At 65.1% G+C, this 16643-nt stretch carries 17 protein-coding genes; 6 read left to right on the forward strand and 11 right to left on the reverse strand.

Going from position 1 to position 16643, the window contains the following annotated elements:
* Positions 1–19 precede the first annotated feature (19 nt).
* Both SriyCCGPB3_RS10785 and SriyCCGPB3_RS10790 read right to left on the reverse strand, forming a co-directional pair.
* Complete coding sequence (locus SriyCCGPB3_RS10785; RefSeq protein WP_248860524.1) at positions 20–1312, reverse strand: NAD(P)/FAD-dependent oxidoreductase; 1293 nt, start codon at positions 1310–1312, stop codon at positions 20–22.
* Between the two features lie 49 nt (positions 1313–1361).
* Positions 1362–2120: an SDR family NAD(P)-dependent oxidoreductase gene (locus tag SriyCCGPB3_RS10790; protein WP_180846627.1), complete on the reverse strand. Its 759-nt coding sequence runs from the start codon at positions 2118–2120 to the stop codon at positions 1362–1364.
* A 200-nt stretch (positions 2121–2320) separates the two neighbouring features.
* On the opposite strand from SriyCCGPB3_RS10790, the gene SriyCCGPB3_RS10795 reads away from it, so the two are divergent.
* The gene (locus SriyCCGPB3_RS10795) at positions 2321–2800 is read left to right on the forward strand and encodes a GNAT family N-acetyltransferase (RefSeq protein ID WP_180859248.1); all 480 of its coding nucleotides are present in this window, start codon (positions 2321–2323) and stop codon (positions 2798–2800) included.
* Between the two features lie 89 nt (positions 2801–2889).
* Here SriyCCGPB3_RS10795 and SriyCCGPB3_RS10800 read toward each other — a convergent pair whose 3' ends face one another.
* Positions 2890–3498 carry an FMN-dependent NADH-azoreductase gene (locus SriyCCGPB3_RS10800; RefSeq protein ID WP_350260297.1) on the reverse strand — a complete coding sequence of 203 codons (609 nt, stop codon included), beginning with the start codon at positions 3496–3498 and terminating at the stop codon, positions 2890–2892.
* Positions 3499–3800: 302 nt separating this feature from the next.
* On the opposite strand from SriyCCGPB3_RS10800, the gene SriyCCGPB3_RS10805 reads away from it, so the two are divergent.
* The 3 genes from SriyCCGPB3_RS10805 to SriyCCGPB3_RS10815 all read left to right on the forward strand — a co-directional run bounded on the left by SriyCCGPB3_RS10805 (position 3801) and on the right by SriyCCGPB3_RS10815 (position 6246).
* Positions 3801–4226, forward strand: a complete 426-nt coding sequence (locus tag SriyCCGPB3_RS10805; protein ID WP_153855323.1) for a DoxX family protein — start codon at positions 3801–3803, stop codon at positions 4224–4226.
* Positions 4227–4314: 88 nt separating this feature from the next.
* Positions 4315–5217 (forward strand): LysR family transcriptional regulator, encoded by a 903-nt coding sequence (locus SriyCCGPB3_RS10810; protein WP_350260298.1) that lies wholly within the window; start codon positions 4315–4317, stop codon positions 5215–5217.
* Between the two features lie 156 nt (positions 5218–5373).
* Positions 5374–6246: a pirin family protein gene (locus SriyCCGPB3_RS10815; protein ID WP_350260299.1), complete on the forward strand. Its 873-nt coding sequence runs from the start codon at positions 5374–5376 to the stop codon at positions 6244–6246.
* Between the two features lie 40 nt (positions 6247–6286).
* Here the strand turns inward: SriyCCGPB3_RS10815 and SriyCCGPB3_RS10820 are convergent, their stop codons facing one another.
* Entirely contained in the window at positions 6287–7135 is an 849-nt protein-coding gene (locus tag SriyCCGPB3_RS10820; protein WP_350260300.1) for a helix-turn-helix domain-containing protein, read from the reverse strand.
* An 89-nt stretch (positions 7136–7224) separates the two neighbouring features.
* On the opposite strand from SriyCCGPB3_RS10820, the gene SriyCCGPB3_RS10825 reads away from it, so the two are divergent.
* Positions 7225–7710, forward strand: a complete 486-nt coding sequence (locus tag SriyCCGPB3_RS10825; RefSeq protein ID WP_350260301.1) for a DUF6265 family protein — start codon at positions 7225–7227, stop codon at positions 7708–7710.
* A gap of 18 nt (positions 7711–7728) precedes the next feature.
* Here the strand turns inward: SriyCCGPB3_RS10825 and SriyCCGPB3_RS10830 are convergent, their stop codons facing one another.
* The 6 genes from SriyCCGPB3_RS10830 to gtdA form a co-directional block, all read right to left on the reverse strand.
* Positions 7729–9312, reverse strand: coding sequence for an EAL domain-containing protein (locus SriyCCGPB3_RS10830; protein ID WP_350260302.1), 1584 nt, complete (start codon positions 9310–9312; stop codon positions 7729–7731).
* A gap of 113 nt (positions 9313–9425) precedes the next feature.
* A complete protein-coding gene (locus tag SriyCCGPB3_RS10835; protein ID WP_219634996.1) occupies positions 9426–10367 on the reverse strand; it encodes a SphA family protein in 942 nt (313 codons plus the stop codon).
* Between the two features lie 60 nt (positions 10368–10427).
* Positions 10428–11069, reverse strand: a complete 642-nt coding sequence (maiA, locus tag SriyCCGPB3_RS10840; RefSeq protein WP_350260303.1) for a maleylacetoacetate isomerase — start codon at positions 11067–11069, stop codon at positions 10428–10430.
* Positions 11070–11090: 21 nt separating this feature from the next.
* A complete protein-coding gene (locus SriyCCGPB3_RS10845) occupies positions 11091–12464 on the reverse strand; it encodes an MFS transporter (RefSeq protein WP_350260304.1) in 1374 nt (457 codons plus the stop codon).
* A gap of 87 nt (positions 12465–12551) precedes the next feature.
* Positions 12552–13250 (reverse strand): fumarylacetoacetate hydrolase family protein, encoded by a 699-nt coding sequence (locus SriyCCGPB3_RS10850; protein WP_350260305.1) that lies wholly within the window; start codon positions 13248–13250, stop codon positions 12552–12554.
* Positions 13251–13300: 50 nt separating this feature from the next.
* The gene (gene gtdA, locus SriyCCGPB3_RS10855) at positions 13301–14353 is read right to left on the reverse strand and encodes a gentisate 1,2-dioxygenase (protein ID WP_350260306.1); all 1053 of its coding nucleotides are present in this window, start codon (positions 14351–14353) and stop codon (positions 13301–13303) included.
* A gap of 172 nt (positions 14354–14525) precedes the next feature.
* On the opposite strand from gtdA, the gene SriyCCGPB3_RS10860 reads away from it, so the two are divergent.
* Positions 14526–15407 carry a LysR family transcriptional regulator gene (locus SriyCCGPB3_RS10860; protein ID WP_350260307.1) on the forward strand — a complete coding sequence of 294 codons (882 nt, stop codon included), beginning with the start codon at positions 14526–14528 and terminating at the stop codon, positions 15405–15407.
* 25 nt (positions 15408–15432) lie between these two features.
* Here the strand turns inward: SriyCCGPB3_RS10860 and SriyCCGPB3_RS10865 are convergent, their stop codons facing one another.
* Complete coding sequence (locus tag SriyCCGPB3_RS10865; RefSeq protein ID WP_180846636.1) at positions 15433–16614, reverse strand: M23 family metallopeptidase; 1182 nt, start codon at positions 16612–16614, stop codon at positions 15433–15435.
* Between the last annotated feature and the right edge of the window lie 29 nt (positions 16615–16643).

Consider the following 16643-nt stretch of genomic DNA (forward strand, 5'->3'; position numbering starts at 1 on the left):
CCGATGCACCGTCTTCTCCTCAGGCAAGACGAACGCGCGGTTGAACGCAGCCGTTCAAGCGTTCGGCCATCCATAGCAGGGTCGCCTTGCGGAAGCCGTGCAGCGCATGCTGGTGGCGGCGATAGAGCAGCGCATGGCTGAGATGTGCGAATCGCCCCTTGATCGACGCGCCACGGAAGAATCCGAAATCTCCCAGCGTGCCAAAGGCGTTGTAGTCGCTGATCGAAACGAGTGCACCGAAGTCACGGAACACGAATTCGGGAAGCGGCCGGCCCTCCAGCCAGGCCGGAAGGTGACGAGCCAGATGCTGTGCTTGCTGGGTGGCCACCTGCGCCGTGGGTGGCAGGGCGCGTGTGGCACCAGCCAAGGTCAGGCTTGCGGCATCCCCGAGCACGAAGACCGTGTCGTCCGTTGTGGATTGCAGGTTGGGGCGCACCCGTACCTGATTTGCGTGATTGAGCTCCAGCCCATCCAGCCCCTCTGCAAACGTGATGCCTTTCACCCCAGCCGCCCAGACCATGAGGTCGGCTGGAATCAGGTTGCCATCGGCCTGACGGAAGCCTTCGGCCTCGGCGGCGATCACGGATGCCCCGGTCAGGACCTGGAAACCGATGTGGCGCAACTGGTGTGTGGCCGACGATGAGATCGCTGGGGTAAATGCCTGCAGGATGCGCGGGCCTCCCTCAAGCAGGGTCAGATCCAGGCGATCACGCAGGGTAGGGTCTGCATAGCTGGAACCGAGTTCCAGCAACCGACTCAGTTCCGCAGCCAGCTCCACACCGGTGGCACCGCCCCCGACGATGGCCACACGCAGGCGCTCGTCCTGGGCCATGGCACGCATCACCCGGGTTCGAAGTGCATCGTTGAAGACTTCGGCCTGGGCCAGGCTGTCGATGAAGTGGCAGTGCTCGCGGACGCCGGGTGTGCCGAAATCATTGGCATGGCTGCCCATGGCGAGGATGAGCACGTCGTAGGGGATTCGATGCGCAGGTACCCGCAACTCTCCGTCGGGTGAGCGCAGGTCGCCGATAAGGACTTCCCGCGATTCCCGGTCCAGGCCGCGCATTTCCCCCGGCTGGTAAGTGAAGCCGTGCTCGCTGGCATGCGCCAGCAATACCACCTGTTGCTGCTGCAGGCTGCGCGTGCCCGCTGCCAGCGTGTGCAGCATGGGCTTCCAGATATGGGTGGGGCTCTTGTCCACCACAGTGACGGCGGCACGACCGCTGCGACCCAGCTGTTGGCCGAGCTGGGTCGCAAGCAGCAAGCCGCCGATGCCACCGCCGACGATGACGATTCTCTTCTGATCTGACATGGGGTGTGCCTGTTGGCGCGAGGGCAAGGCCGTCCCGCGCCGGGTGGGCTCAGACAATGACGTAGCCGCCATCGACAACGATCTCGGCACCGGTGACATAGGACGCTTCGTCGCTGGCCAGGAACAGCACCACATTGGCAACTTCCTCTGCACGTCCGAAGCGACCAAGCGGGATGCGTGAGCGCATGCCATGGTTGGCGCCATCGTTGGCGATCAGGTCCTTGTTCTGTGGCGTATCGATGATGCCCGGGTGCACCGAGTTGACGCGGATGTTGAAGCTGGCGAACTCGGCAGCAGCCCCCTTGGCAAGCAGGCGGTTGGCGCCCTTGGACGGGCAATAGCCAGGATGGATGCCGGTGATGGCCACGAGTCCACAGATGGACGACATGTTCACGATCGAGCCCTTGCCCGCGCGCTTCATGTGCGGACTGACTGCCTTCATGCCGAGGAAATGGCTGTTGAGGTTGAGCTGGATGATGGCGTTGAAGCCTTCCAGCGTGGCGTTGTCCCAGGTATCAAAAGGACCGGGAAGCCCTGCATTGTTGACCAGGACGTCGATGCGGCCGTGCGTTGCGATGACCTGGTCGACCACGTCGTTCCACTGGTCTTCGCGGGTGACATCCAAGGGCAGGGCCGTGGCCGACAGGCCTTCAGCACTGAGCTCCGCTGCAATGGCCTGTGCCGCGTCGGCGCGGATGTCAGTGATGAAGACGTGGGCGCCCTCGCGCGCGAACAGGCGGGCATCGGCCGCCCCCATGCCGGCACCCGCGCCGGTGATGATTGCTACTTTGTCCTTCAAACGTGACATGTGAACGCCTCTGTGCTGTGGATCATGGGTTGAGAGGCCCATGCGCTACGGCTCACTGGCCGGCGCCGGGTTCTGCATCCATTGGGCGCTCTGGCAGCTCTCAATCCCATGTGCAGGCGTCCGCATTACCTGCGGGATTGTTCGTGCCTGGATTCTGTTAGTGTCCGCCTTGTCCATCACGCCACTCCGCGAGGAACCGCATGGAAATCCGACCCGCCAGCGCGGACGACATCGACGCCATGTGGGCGATCTTCCAGGCCGCCATTGCGACGGAAGATGCGCTTCCGTTCGCCGGCACCTTCGAGGCCGGGACCTTTCGGAGCCATTGGTTTGGAGTGCAGCCGGCCTTTGTGGCCGTTCTGGAAGGACGCGTGGCCGGAATGTACAAGATGGGTGCCAACTATCCAGACCTGGGAGCGCACGTGGCCAGCGCTACCTATGTGGTCGATCCTCGGGTACAAGGTCGCGGCATTGGCCGGGCGCTGGTGGAGCACAGTCTTTATCGAGCCAGATCGGAAGGCTTCCTGGCCATGCAGTTCAATTACGTGGTCAGTACCAATGCGCCAGCGGTTGAGCTGTATCGGAAGCTGGGCTTCGCCGTGGTCGGGACGCTGCCTGCGGCGTTCCGGCATCGGTCGCTGGGGTTGGTTGATGTATATGTGATGCACCGGTTCCTGTAGACAGCGATATCGCTGTCCATCGGCTTCGGTGCGTCGGGCGGAATGGGATTGAAATGCCGTGGCGATGTGTATCGCCGACGGCACAGCTATCAGGCGAAGACGCGCTCGATGTCCTGCTGGGCGTGCCGCAGCGCCTGTGCACGCGCATCGTCGCCCATTGCCAGACCTTCGGCCCGGATGAACTGCAGGTCGGTGACACCCAGGAAGCCGAACAGGCTGGTCAGGTAGGTTTCGTGATGGTCCATGGCCGCACCCGGCACATCACCGGCGTACATGCCGCCGCGGGTGGAGGCGATCAGCACCCGCTTGCCGCCCGCCAAGCCTTCCGGCCCCTGTGCGGTGTAACGGAAGGTCCTGTCGACAATCGCAATGCGGTCGATCCAGGCCTTGAGCTGGCTGGGAATGCTGAAGTTGTACATCGGTGCTCCGATGACGACGACATCGGCCTGCAGGAAGGCCTCCAGATCGTCGGCACCGAGCGCCACGTCCTGCTGCAGGGCATCGGCTTCGATGGGGGCGCCCTGGGCAGCGGCAAGGTGGGGCGGGGCAAGGTGGTCGACCGGTGCCAGGGCGAGGTCGCGGTAGGTCACGCTCACGTCGCCATGCTGCTGGCGGGCAGCCTCGATGAGCTGGGCGGTGAGCTGGCGGCTGACCGACTGCTGGCCCAGGATGCTGGAATCAATGTGCAGGAGCTTCATGGCGGTTCTCGTAGTGGAGGGTAGGGCGGGCCCGGTGAACGCACTGCCTTGGGCCACGGCTGCACTCTATTTCCGGGCATTGGGCCCCACTAGCCGGTCGCAGCGGATTTCATTCGTCCACGGATGGGAGCAATCCCACTGCGGGTGGATTCGTCCATGAATGGACGGGTGTATTCCCCCTGGGGCGGCTAGTGGGCGGTGGAAGGGGCACCTAGAGTGCGTCCCGCTGGCAGTGATGATGTCGTCGTTCCTGCCGCTGCCACCGACCCTCTTGTTTCAACACGCCTCCAGGAAACGCAGACATGTCCACTTACTCCACAACCACCTTTGGTGCCTCGTCCTCCACCCGCCTGCAGGGCGCAGTCGAACTGCTCGGCCGCCTCCTGCTGGTCGCACTGTTCCTGCTGTCGGGATTCGGCAAGCTGAGCGCCTACGAGGCCACGGCGGGGTACATGGCCTCGGTCGGTGTCCCCGCGCTGATGCTGCCGCTGGTGATCCTGGCGGAGATCGGTGGCGCGCTGGCGATCGCAGCGGGTTGGCAGACCCGGCTGGTCGCCATGTTGCTTGCCGGCTTCACCCTGGTCACCGCCTTCCTGTTCCACAACAACTTCGCAGACCAGACGCAGATGATCATGTTCCTCAAGAATGTTTCCATTGCCGGTGCATTCCTGATGCTGGCCACCAACGGCGCCGGCCGATTCAGCCTGGATGCGCGCAAGGCCCGATGAGGGCAGGGCGCCGCGCCGAGCGTGGCGACACCATTTGCAACACAATGCAGGGGCCTCCGTACCGGAGTCGTGTGCATGGAGACCGCGGGTGATCGACCTCAATGATGTGGCCCTGTTCGTACAGGTAGCCAAAGCCGGCAGCTTCGCCGAGGCTGCGCGCCGCGTCGGCATGCCATCCAATACCGCCAGCCGGCGCATCCAGCAGTTGGAAGAACAGCTGGGTGTCCGGCTGCTGCATCGGTCCACCCGCAAGTTGACCCTGACCGATGCCGGTGAAGGCCTGTACGCCCGCAGCGTCGAGCAGATCGAGGCGCTGGCGGACGTCACCCAGGAGCTGTCCGAGGGAAGCGAAGTGCCGGTGGGCAAGGTGCGCGTCGCCGCGCCGGTGGACTTCTTCAACTGGTTCCAGTTGGAGTGGGTGCAGTCGTTCCTGCAGGCCCATCCACGGGTCCGCCTGGAGTTCGTGCTCAATGATGCGCGCGCCGACCTGGTCGCTGACGGCATCGATGTTGCGATTCGTGCAGGTGCAGTCACCGGGCCAACACTGATCGCGCGCCGGGTGGGCAACAACCGTGCCGTGCTGGTGGCCAGCCCGGCCTACCTGGAGGCACGGGGAGCGCCCAGCGCATTGGAGGAGCTGTCCACGCACGACTGTATCGCCGTGCCCTCGGGCTCAGGGCGCACGCAGTGGCGCTTGATGGGGCCGGATGGCGCCGCTGAGGTCGAAGTGCGCGGGAGATTCAGCGCCAACTCGGCCTTGGCCTTGACCAAGGCCTGCGTGGCCGGCATGGGCATCGCGCTGCTGACCGAGGCGATGGTGGCGCAGCCATTGCGGGATGGGCTGCTGGTGCAGGTACTGCCCGACTACCGGATTGATGGCCTGGAACTGTTCGTGGTGTACCAGAGCCGGCGGCAGCTGCCTCGCGCCGCCAGCGCGTTTGTCGAGTTCGCCACGACCCATCTGGTGCAGGGGCAGCTGGTGGACGCCTGAATCGGGCGGTAGCTGTTTCGGCGCCTGGCAGCGATTGCTCCAGCCGTGGAGGGGTGAAATCCGATCTGACCGGCTACTGCCGTGCGTGGCCGGCGCCTACCTTGGATGTACGACGCCGTCGCGTCGTTCGAAAACGACTTCCAAGGAGACCACGCCATGCTTGCCGTCCACCCTTCCGAATCCACCGCGATCCCTCCGGTCGCCTCCGTGCGCCGCATCGTGCATCGCACCCGCGGCCGCAGCCACGGACCCATCACCCGGCTGGTGAGTCCTTCCGACCTGGGCGAACGTCTCAAGCCGTTCGTCTTCCTCGACCTTATCGATGCGCGTGATCTTTCGCGCTCCCAGGCCCCTGCGCTGGGCCTGCATCCACATTCGGGCATCGCCACGCTCACCTGGCTGCTGGAAGGGGCGGTCGACTACGAAGACGACCAGGGGCGCCAGGGCAGCATCGAGGCCGGCTGGATGGAGTGGATGCAGGCCGGCAGTGGCGCCTGGCACGGCGGCGGATTCGGTGATTCCGATCGCCTGCGCGGTTTCCAGCTGTGGCTTGCGCTGCCGCCCGCCCTGGAGTTGGGCGCGCCCTTCAGCCGTTACTTCTCTCCTGGCGAGATCCGCAGCGAAGGCCCGGTGACCGTATTGCTGGGAACGTACGGCGCGGCCCGCAGCCCCATCGATGCACCGGCACCGATCAACTACTTCTCGGTGAAGCTGGCAGCAGGGGATTCGTGGCGGTTCCAACCGCCGCCGGGACATGACGTGGCCTGGGCCGCGGTGAGCGTGGGCTCGCTGCGTGTACCCGAAGCGATCGGTGCAGGTGAACTGGTGGTCTTCGAGGAAGGTGGTCAGGAGGTCGCGTTCTTCGCCCGTGAGGACACCGAGTTCGTGTTCGGTACCGCAGCACGGCATCCGTATCCGCTGGCAACCGGCTACTACTCGGTCCATACCAGCCCGCAGGCACTGGAGGCGGGTGAAGCGCGGATCCGCGAGCTGGGGGAGCAGATCCGGGCGGCGGGAAGCGCTGGTTGATGGTGTCGACTCTGGAGCAGGGCAGGAGGGTGGGGCCCGGCTATCGTGAGTGGCCGCTACTGCTTCCGCGCACGAAGGCGGCAGCCAGCCGCAGTGCATCGTCGCTGCCGCGATCACCGCGCAGCGCGTGGACCAGTCGAGCGGGCGTGACGCCGGTCCATCGCACCAGGTCATGCGTGGCATGGGCCTGGTCGCTGTAGCCGTGGCGCGCTGCGGCGGAGGCGATGCTGGTGGCTTCTCCATCCAGCGTGTGCAACAGAGCCTGCAGCCTGCATACACGGGCATATTCTTTCGGCGTCATGCCCACGGCCGCCAGAAAGCGGGATTGCAGGCCGCGCAGGGACATGCCCAGCCGCCGCGCGAGTTCGGCGATGCGCAGGTCGCCTTCCGCTGCATCCAGTTCCGCAACGGCCTGTTCGATGCGCTCGTCCAAAATGAAGCTGGCACAGCATTCCCGCAGCACCTGCCATAACGGCTCGGGCGTGCCGCTTGCAGCGCTGGCGCGAGCGGCCGCACTGAAGGTCTCGGCAAAGGAGGCATCCAGTGTGTACAGGTCCGGTGCCTGGTCGCGAAGACCGGGCAGGCGGACACCGGCCATCAAGGCGCTTGCGGCCGGCTGCAGCCGCACGCCGATGCAGAACACCGGGCCAACGGCCCGCAGGCGGATCGGGCCGCATTGCTGTGCGGCGAAACAGAACGGCAGATCGGAGCGGATCCGGCCGTCTGCCCCATACAGATGCAGCGGCACGCCAAGTTCCGCCAGCAACTCGCACCGGCCATCGGGATAGATGACCTGCACCTCATGGCCTGGGGCCTCGTCCCGCAGCCACCAGAGGCACTGGACATGACGACGCAGGTCGTCGGGGGCAGGGTGCTCGCGGTAGTCCATGCGGCATCGGACGTCATCCTGCGCATTTTTACAAGCGTCCCCGGGGCTGGGGCGCTAGCCTGCGTCCAACCGATCCAGGAGGTCAGGGCATGTTGAAGTCGACGTTGGTGGTGCTGGGCGCAGGGCTGGCGTTGGGAAGCAGTGCAGTCACTGCTGCTCCGGCCAGGTTCGACTGGTTGGCCGGGCATTGGTGCGGTGGTACCGAGGAGCGCAGGCTTGATGAGGTGTGGCTGCCAGAGGCCGGCGGCGCCCTGCTTGGCATGTCACGGACGTTGAGCCACGGCAGCATGGCGTCTTTCGAGTACATGCGCCTGGTGCCGGCCGGCAGGGCGGCCGGCCTGCATGTGCAGCCCAACGGTGTGGCGCCGACCACATTCGTGATTGCCGACCACGGCGAGAACTGGGTGGTGTTCGAGAACCCGCAGCATGACTTCCCGAACCGCATCGAGTACCGGCGTGATGGCGCCGACTTGAAGGCCAGCATTTCCGGGCCGGGAGAGGATGGGAAGACCCTGCGGATTCCGTTCGACTATCGGTGCTGTGGTGGTCAGGGGGAGGTGGAGCAGGGGCGGTGAGCGGTCCGGCACGCCCATTCAATCGTGGCGGAGCCGCAGCGCCTTGAGCAGCTCGTGCAGCGGCATCGGACGAGCAAACAGCCACCCTTGGCCACGCCGTACTCCATGCGCTGCCAGTGCATCGGCCTGTTGCTGGGTCTCGATGCCTTCGGCCACGATGCGCAGCCCGAATGACCGGGCGAGCTCGATGATGTGGAAGACCATGGCATCGGCGGTGTCCGACCTGCCGATGCGTTGCACGAACTGCTGATCGATCTTGAGGCCATCCAGCGCGAACTCGGTCAGGTAACCCAGGTTGGAGAAGCCTGTTCCAAAATCATCCAGTACCACCTGGATGCCCATTTCTCGCAGGAACTTGATACTGCTTCCGGCCGCGTCGATGGACACCATGCTGTACTCGGTGATCTCGACCTGGAAGTTGCGACCGCTGGCACCAGGCAGTTCGGAGAGTGCGCGCAGTCGAGTGAGCATCTTCGATGACGCCAGATCGCTGCCGGCGAGATTGATGGCGATGTAGAAATCGGGATCTTCCGCCAGCAGCATCGGGCTCTCTGCGGCGACCAGCTCCAGAACACGCTGGCTGAGCCGGGCGATGAGCCCGGTGCGTTCCGCCAACGGCACGAAGATCGCGGGACTGACCGGGGTTCCGCCTGGACGCTGCCAGCGCAGCAGCGCCTCCACGCCCACCCATCGTCCGGTCTCCAGCTCGACGATGGGCTGGTAGTGGAGACTGAACTCCCCGCGCCGAAGGCCTCGCTTCAGCGAAGTGGCCGATACGCTCAGCAGTCGCCGGGCCCACAGGACCACCCATGACGCCACCCCCAGGCCAGCCAGTATCGCCAGGCCGAGCGTGGCGCCGGCAATGCTGCGCTTCTCTGATTGCCAGCGGCTGCGCGGGTAGGCGACGACCACGCCCGTGGTGTTTCGGCTGGATTCCAGCACGGCCACCGCGTAGCGGCCATCAATGAAGCTGACGCCTTGGCCGCGGCGCCCGGCCGCGAGCCAGGCGGGGCGAACCTCGCCACGCGAGGTCCGCACCCTGCGCGCCAGCGTGGAGTAGGTCGCAACCACAGCGTCACGATCGAGCGGAAGGTCGATCACGTGCGTTCTGTACAGGAAGAAGACGAAGCCATCACGCTCTATCGCCATGAATGTCGGTGAAGGGGCGAGGGGAAGGCTCACTTTGGTGCGTACATCGAACTCGCCGCGGAATTCCACGGGACCGAGCACCACCGAATCCACCGGGACCGGCAAGGACGAGCAGAGCAGGCGACCTTGCTGGGAATGGCCGATCGCCATGATGTCCGGGGACATCAAGGCGATACGGCGCATCGTGGTGACCCGTGAGGAATCACAGAAGGTTGCCGGATCGCCCTGTGTCAGCTGCGCCAGGGCGTCCTTCAAGGTGGCTGACACCCGTTCGGAGCGCTGCAGGACATCCCGCGCGTAGCCCATGGCCACGTTTCGTTCGGTGGCCTGGAAGATCTGCTCGATCCCGATCTGGCTTGCCACAGGCAGACCAATGGCCGCACAGATGGCCAGCGCAGCCACTGTGCAGGGGAAGAGCCAGGCTCTCATTCGCTGCGTGATCGTGCTTGACATGACGCCAGCCCCGGGAGGCGATGTTCGCTCGTGCAGACGTGCAGGGCGAGCATAGCCCACGGGGCGACAGGGAGGGCGTATCTTTCACTTGCATGAATCGATGTGAGCGGGCTTCAGAACAACTGGAACCAGCGGAGCAGCAGGCGGTCCCCCTCGCTGCGATTGGCCGCATCGAACTCCTTGTAGTAGTGGACCATGATGCGGGTCCTGCCGGTGCCGAACTGGACGGCGGGGCCCAGTGCGCTGATTCGTTCCAGCGAATCGGCCCGGGTTCTGCCGTCGATGCGTTCGGCGCTGATCTGCTTGAGCGCATAGCCGGACAGGCCGAGACGCCAGTTCTGGCCCACTGCACGCGAGACCGAGACATTGGCATGCAGCGCCTGGCCAGGTTGCACGTAGTCGGTGGCAAGGGCTGGATTTGGATCGTTGTTGCGGCCCGTCCACAGATAGTGGATGCGAGAGCTGAGTTCCCAGTTGTCCGCGAACTCCCAGGTCAGCGCATAGTGCGGATTGAACGCCCAGGCGTTGCTGCTCGGGTTGATGGCGCGGTCGCGGTGGTAGCTGCCCGTGGGCAGTTGAACCTGCAGGTTCAGGCGCTGGAAGTAGGGGCGCCCGAACAGGGTTGTTTCGGGCCACTGCAATACGACCGGGCTGACACTCAGATTACCCAGGCCATTGCCGGTGCTCACCTTCGGGTTGAAATCCGCATTGGCAAACAGCACCGGCTGCAGGGCTTCATAGCCGTACCAGGCGCCGAAGACCTTGTGCTCGGTGATGCGGCCGACGAAGGTGGCCAGCACGGTGGTCTGCAGCTCGTTGTCGACCGGTCGTGGCCTGCCCTGTGCATCCATGAAGCGGTCGGCTTCGTAAACGTTGACGAACTGCTGGAACAGATTGCCGGGCTTGGACTTGCCATCGTTGAACGAGGTCAGCCCGAGGTTGCCGGATGGAAGTGCAGCCTGTGCCGGTAGCGCAACGCTGCTGCCGACCAGGGCCAGCACGGACAGCATGAAGGGTGCCTGCCGTGAACCGATGGCATATGGAGGGTGCCGCATGCGATCTCTCCCAAGGTTGAGTGATGAGCACGTTCCTGCGCTGGCAGCGCGACCGGCGGCTCAGGCCGGATAGTCGGGTTGCCGTTCCGGTGCGGCAGCCTGGAAAGCAGGGTGTGCAAGGCAGGCCTGATGGATCTGCAGCACGCGCGGGTAGGGCGCCAGGTCGCAGTTCATGCGCAGCGCATTGGCGACCTGGGGGACCAGGCAGCAGTCCGCCGCGCCCGGCGTGTCACCGAAGCAGAACGTGGCTGGGTCGGCGCGTTGCAGCAGGATTTCGGCGGCGGCCAGGCCCTTGGCGATCCAATGGCCGTACCACTCCGATCGTTCGCCAGCCTCCAGGCCCAGCTCGTACTCCAGGTACTTCAGGACGCGCAGGTTGTTGAGTGGATGGATGTCGCAGGAAATGAGGAGCGCCAGTTCCTGCACCCGTGCGCGGCGCATCCGGTCCGTCGGGAACAACGGTACCTGCGGAGCGATGGCGTCCAGGTAGTCGAGAATCGCAAGTGACTGGGTCAGGACCTCGCCGTCATCGGTGACCAGCACCGGCACACCACCGATGGGGCTCAGCGAGCGATGGGCCTCGCTGTACTGCTCGCCCTTGCGGATGGCCACGGTGCGCAGCTGGTACTGGATCCCTTTCAGCGCAAGGGCGATGCGCACCCGGTAGGAGGTGGAGCTGTTGAAGAAGCTGTAGAGGATCATGATCGGCTCGTACGGAAGGAATCAGTGCGCGGTCACTGCCGCAGTCGTGGTGCGTGCGTGCCGATAGCGCAGCCCCATGATGAAGATCAGCAGTGCGGCGATCGCTGCGGGAAGCATCAACAGGCTGAAGATGCCCTGGATGCCCCAGCCCAGGCCCAGCATGGCGCCGCCGCTGAGCGAACCCACGATGGAGCCGATGCGGCCTGCACCCAGCGCCCAGGAAACGCCGGTGGCGCGGCTGGCGGTGGGATAGAACGCGGCCGCCAGTGCATTGGCCCCGACCTGCGAGCCGCTGATGCAGAAGCCCACCCCGGCCACGAAGGCGCCCAACAGCCAGAAGTCGTAGTAGAAGCGTGCGATGGCGCCGATGCAGAGCGCGCCGGCCAGATAGGCCAATGCCAGCACGCGGTAGGGATTGAGCCGGTCCATGGTGGCCCCCAGCACGATCGAGCCGATGGTGCCGCCGATCTGGAACAGGGCGGTCAGCAGCGCCGCCTGGCTCAGGCTCAGGCCAGTGCCCTTGATCAGCGTCGGCAGCCAGTTGGTCAGCAGGTAGATGATCAACAGGCTCATGAAGAAGGCACCCCATAACAACACCGTGCCCTGGCGCAGCGCCGGTGCCATGATCAGCTGCAACGGGGAGCGCCCAACCTGCGTGGCAGGATCACGGGCCACGCCATCCAGGAACGCCCCGGACCACCCTGCTGGCAACGCTGCGATCTTGCGCAGCAGTGCTGCCACACGTGCTTCATTGCCCGGCCTGAGCAACAGGAAACGCGGCGATTCCGGCAGCCACAGTGCCAGCGCTGGCAGAATGAGCAGGGGCAGCGCGCCACCCAATCCCAGGATGGAGCGCCAGCCAAACAGTGGCACCAGGTGCGCAGAGACGATCCCGCCCAGCGCAGAGCCCAGGGTGAAGCCGCAGAACATCGTGGTGACCAGCAGGGAGCGGCGCCGCTGGGGGCAATACTCGGACATCAGCGTTACCGCCTGCGGCATGGCACCGCCAAGGCCGAGTCCGGTGAGGAAGCGCAGCACGCTCAATCCGGCGACCGAGTCCGACCCGGCGGAGGCCAGGCTGAAGCCGCCGAAGAACAGCACGGACAGCATCAGGATGCGCTTGCGGCCGAAGCGATCGGCGAGCGGGCCGCAGGCGAATGCGCCCACGGCGAGCCCCGCCAACGCGGCAACCATCACCGGATTGAGCTGGCCGGGAGTCAGTGACCAGTCCTGGCTCAATGCCGGGGCGATGAAACCAATCGCGGCGGTATCGAATCCGTCCAGCGCGACCACCAGGAAACACAGACCCAGCACCCGCCACTGGAAGCCGCTCAATGGCTGCGCGTCAACGAATGCCTGGATGTCGACGGCGCCGTTACGCAGGATTGCAGACATGATTCATCCCCTGACCGCGCCATGCGCAGCCTTGTGCAATGGAATTGCAGCCCTCCCGAGGGCTGGTGAATGCCGCAGTGCGCGTGCTCAGACTACACGCACGTTCAACTCTCCAAGACCGTCGATGCCGCCCACCATCAGGTCGCCGCGGACCACGGGGCCCACGCCCTCTGGAGTGCCGGTATAGATCAGGTCACCCGGCTGTAGTTCGAAGAAGCGCGACAGGTATGCGACGGTCTCGGCCACTGACCAGATCAACGCCGCGGTCGTGCTGCGCTGGTGATCTTCACCGTTCACCTGCAGCCACAGTCCGGCCTGGTCGATCGATCCACTTCGTGCCGCAGGCCACAGCGGGCCGATCGGGGCGGACTGGTCGAAGGCCTTGCCGATCTCCCACGGGCGCCCCATCTCGCGCATCTTCATCTGCAGATCGCGGCGTGTCATGTCCAGGCCTACCGCATAGCCGAACACATGCGAAAGCGCCTGCTCCAGCGGAATGTTGGAGCCGCCGGTGCCGATGGCAGCCACCAGCTCGATTTCATAGTGGTAATTGCCGGTTTCGCTGGGATAGGGGAGTTGCAGCTCCTCTCCGGCGGCCACCGGCACGACAGCGTCGGTGGGCTTGCAGAAGAAGAAAGGCGGCTCGCGATCCGGGTCGAACCCCATTTCCCGCGCATGCGCGCCGTAGTTGCGGCCGACGCAGTACACGCGGCGTACGGGGAACTGCTGGTCACTGCCAACCACCGGTATGCCGACCACCGGTGCCGGGGTAAAGAGATACGTCATTGAAACCACTCCAGGAACGGACAGGGAAGGGCACGCGGAAGGAAGTGGCCTCATTCCACTTCGCGCGACTCGCGCAGAACGCCCAGCAGTTCATGCACCGGGCGGTCGGAGAAACTGAACAGCGTGGAATCCTCGTTGGCATGCAGTGACAGCCCGGCCCACGAAGGGACCACGAAGGTGTCCTTGGCTTCGAAGGCGAAGCGTTGCCCGCCGACGATCGCCTCACCGCTGCCTTCCACCACCGAGTAAACGGTGGCATCGGTACTGCGCCAGGTGCGGCCACGGAAGCCTGCCGGCAGCAGCTGCATGCAGGTCGCAATGGAAGGCATCGCCCAGCCACCGGTTGCAGGATTGGCATAGCGGAGCTTGATGCCATCCCAAGGATCCAGATCGCCATTGCGCAGCAGGGTTTCAAGCGCTTCGCGGGTGCGTTCGTAGGGATAGTGCGAGAGCGGCGATACGGGCGTTGCCACGCGGTGGCGTACCGGCAGCAGGGTCGAGCCGTAGCGGGCCAGTGAACTCCCCTCCAGCTGCGTCAGGGGCTGCTCATCGCTGTCGTGGTCCTCGGCGAACTGCGCACCCAGGAAGCCCAGCAACGGAATGTCCAGCCCATCCAGCCAGACCACAGGCTCTCCACCTTCGGCCGCTTCGCGATTGCCGTGGTCATGCCAGGTCCAGGACGGGGTGATGATGAAGTCGCCCGGGGCCATCGGAATGCGTTCGCCATCGACGACCGTATGCGCCGTGGTGCCTTCGATCACCAGGCGCAGCGCCGATTGCGTGTGGCGATGGCTGGGCGCGACTTCGCCGGGAAGGATCAGCTGCAGGCCGGCATACAGGCTCTGCGTGACCGAGGCACGGCCACGGATCGCGGGATTCTCCATGACCAGCACTCGTCGTATCGCTTCGGCGGCCGTGAGCAGGTCGCCGGCGCGCATCAGGTGCGGACGCAGGTCGCGATACCGCCACAGCGCTGCTTCCACCTTGGCTGCTGGCGCGCGCGGCACCAGTGAATGCAATTGGTCCCACAGCGGCACCAGGTGGTCCGCGTCGATATCGCGGTTGAATGCGGAACGTGCATCGAGGGCCTGGACTGCGTGCATGAGTGACTCCACCTTGCGTGCCGGCACCCCGGAGCGGTGCCTTCGAAGCAGAGACTAGGCGGTTAACCTACAATGCGAAAATGATCTTTGAGTATTCATCCATATAGGAACGGATATGCCTGGGATTCTCGACTGGTCGCGCCGCCTGCATATGCGGCATCTGCAGTGGCTGTTGCTGCTGGAACAGACCGGCAGCCTGTCCGAAGCCGCGCGGACGGCGCACACCACACAGCCGGGCCTGTCCAAATGGCTGCGCGAACTGGAAGAGGACATCGGGACGGCATTGTTCGACCGGCACGCACGCGGCATCAGCCCGACCCCGGCGGGCCGTCTGGTGCTGCTCTATGCGCGACGCGTTCTCAACGCGATGCAGCGGGCGGAGGAGGATGTGGAGGCAGTACGCCACGGCGGCCTGCGCCGGGTGATGCTTGCCACCTCACCTGCGGCCACGTTCGATCTGGTCCCTGATGCGATCGCGCGTTACATGCGCCTGCAGCCGGACATCCAGATCGGGTTGCGCGAGGGGACGATGGATGAACTGTTGTCACAGCTGGAACGCGTCCAGGTGGATGTGGCCGTCGGACGGCTGAGCGGCAGCAATCCGCCACCTGGCCTGCAGTATGAGCTGCTGTACGTGGAGCCGATTGTGCTGGTCGCGCGGCCCGGTCATCCACTCACACGCAAGCGTTCGCTCACCTGGCAGCAGGCGTTCGACTACCCGTGGATCGTGTGGCCCGTGGGAACGCCGATCCGTGCCAATCTGGAAACCGGCCTGGCTGAGATCGGACTGACGCCGCCGCCCTATGCGGTGGAGTCGGCCTCCATGCTGGCCAACATCTCGCTTCTGCGCGACAGCGATCTGTTGCTGGCCGCATCGGCACATGTAGCGGATCACTTCGTGCGCCTGAAGCAGATGGCCCGGCTGCCCTTGTCGATGGGGTCGGCAGGAGCACTCGGCATGTACTGGCGTGAAGCGACGGGCAGCGATTCGGCCATCGCAGGGTTGATCGACAGTCTGCGCCAGTCGGCACGACGGATTCGCGAGGCCGGGTAGGGCATGACCCTGGTCCCGGTCCGGATCAGAGGTCGAGCTCGCTGTCGAGCAGGGGGTACTCCTGACGCCTCACGGTCCATTGGCCTGAAGGGCCCTTGGCACGAAAATGATCAAGCACGAACGGCACACCCTCGCTGCTCATGACGCCGGGGCCGGTTGTCACCTGGAAGTGCAGATGTGGCCATCTGGCATCGCCTGAATTTCCGATGTTCGCCAGCAGCTCGCCACGCTTGACCCGTTGCCCGGCCTTGACCGCGACGCTTCCACGTTGAAGATGGGCATAGTGCGCGAACTGGCCATCGCCCAGGTCCAGAACCACGGTGTTGCCCGCCAACGATTCCATGCTGAGTGGCACGGCAGGAGTGAACCCGGCCGGTGTCCGCGGGATGTTGTCCGGGAACCCGTCCCTGGCCTGGATGATGGTGGCATCAGCAACGGCAAATACCGGTTCCCCGTACGCATGGTAGCTGCGTACATCCAGGGGGTCCCCCGCCAGCAGCTTGCCGTCGACTCGGCGCTTCCAATCAATGGCGTATCGGCGCGAAATCTGGGCTGTCCCTCCGGCGACAAACACGCCAGGACGGTGATGAAGGTCAAGTGCGAGCCCGTTGTCCGCCAGCCAGTGGCTGCCACGGACGGGGCTGGACAGCACCTTCACGGCGTCGTGCTGCGTGCCCACCTCGGGGCCCTGCGCCACTGCACTGTCCAGCACGACGCGATGCAGGAGGCGGTCAGGCACCGGGAACGATCCGTCGAACGCAACGCATAGGAAGACCGTCCCCGCTCGTCCTGTCTCCAGCGTCTGCTCGGAATCAACAGCACCGCTACCGACCAGTCTCATCTGGTCGCGCAGGGCCTGTCCTGAAATCCTGAGGAGAAGCTCGGCCCCATCCGGTGCGGGCGTCAATACGTCCACTGCTTCTACGCGCAATGATGCTTCCGAGTAGTTCTGCAGCTGCAGTTCGTACACAAGGTAGCGATAGCCGCCCGCACTGAAGGCACTGGGCTCGAAGGGGGTACGGACATCAAGCTGGACGGGCGGAAAAACGGGTACGTCCATGGCCTCCATCGGGCGTGCCTGCGCAGAACGCTGGGCGGGTTTGCACCCGGCCGGAAGCGGAAGCCGCTCGAGCGACGATGCAGGCAGCGGCACGGCGGCGCAGATCCCCGCAAGGAGGCTGAGGCAACGTGGGGCGTAGCGGGTCACGGCATATCCTTAGGCGGGCGGGCGCTCAC

The organism is Stenotrophomonas riyadhensis (assembly GCF_040256885.1).
GTDB lineage: Bacteria > Pseudomonadota > Gammaproteobacteria > Xanthomonadales > Xanthomonadaceae > Stenotrophomonas > Stenotrophomonas riyadhensis.

Excerpts from the sequence above, each read along its gene's own strand:
- SriyCCGPB3_RS10785 (WP_248860524.1), bottom strand. The coding sequence starts at position 1,312 with ATGTCAGATCAGAAGAGAATCGTCATCGTCGGCGGTGGCATCGGCGGC.
- SriyCCGPB3_RS10790 (WP_180846627.1), bottom strand. The coding sequence starts at position 2,120 with ATGTCACGTTTGAAGGACAAAGTAGCAATCATCACCGGCGCGGGTGCC.
- SriyCCGPB3_RS10795 (WP_180859248.1), top strand. The coding sequence starts at position 2,321 with ATGGAAATCCGACCCGCCAGCGCGGACGACATCGACGCCATGTGGGCG.
- SriyCCGPB3_RS10800 (WP_350260297.1), bottom strand. The coding sequence starts at position 3,498 with ATGAAGCTCCTGCACATTGATTCCAGCATCCTGGGCCAGCAGTCGGTC.
- SriyCCGPB3_RS10805 (WP_153855323.1), top strand. The coding sequence starts at position 3,801 with ATGTCCACTTACTCCACAACCACCTTTGGTGCCTCGTCCTCCACCCGC.
- SriyCCGPB3_RS10815 (WP_350260299.1), top strand. The coding sequence starts at position 5,374 with ATGCTTGCCGTCCACCCTTCCGAATCCACCGCGATCCCTCCGGTCGCC.
- SriyCCGPB3_RS10820 (WP_350260300.1), bottom strand. The coding sequence starts at position 7,135 with ATGGACTACCGCGAGCACCCTGCCCCCGACGACCTGCGTCGTCATGTC.
- SriyCCGPB3_RS10825 (WP_350260301.1), top strand. The coding sequence starts at position 7,225 with ATGTTGAAGTCGACGTTGGTGGTGCTGGGCGCAGGGCTGGCGTTGGGA.
- SriyCCGPB3_RS10830 (WP_350260302.1), bottom strand. The coding sequence starts at position 9,312 with ATGTCAAGCACGATCACGCAGCGAATGAGAGCCTGGCTCTTCCCCTGC.
- SriyCCGPB3_RS10835 (WP_219634996.1), bottom strand. The coding sequence starts at position 10,367 with ATGCGGCACCCTCCATATGCCATCGGTTCACGGCAGGCACCCTTCATG.
- maiA (WP_350260303.1), bottom strand. The coding sequence starts at position 11,069 with ATGATCCTCTACAGCTTCTTCAACAGCTCCACCTCCTACCGGGTGCGC.
- SriyCCGPB3_RS10845 (WP_350260304.1), bottom strand. The coding sequence starts at position 12,464 with ATGTCTGCAATCCTGCGTAACGGCGCCGTCGACATCCAGGCATTCGTT.
- SriyCCGPB3_RS10850 (WP_350260305.1), bottom strand. The coding sequence starts at position 13,250 with ATGACGTATCTCTTTACCCCGGCACCGGTGGTCGGCATACCGGTGGTT.
- gtdA (WP_350260306.1), bottom strand. The coding sequence starts at position 14,353 with ATGCACGCAGTCCAGGCCCTCGATGCACGTTCCGCATTCAACCGCGAT.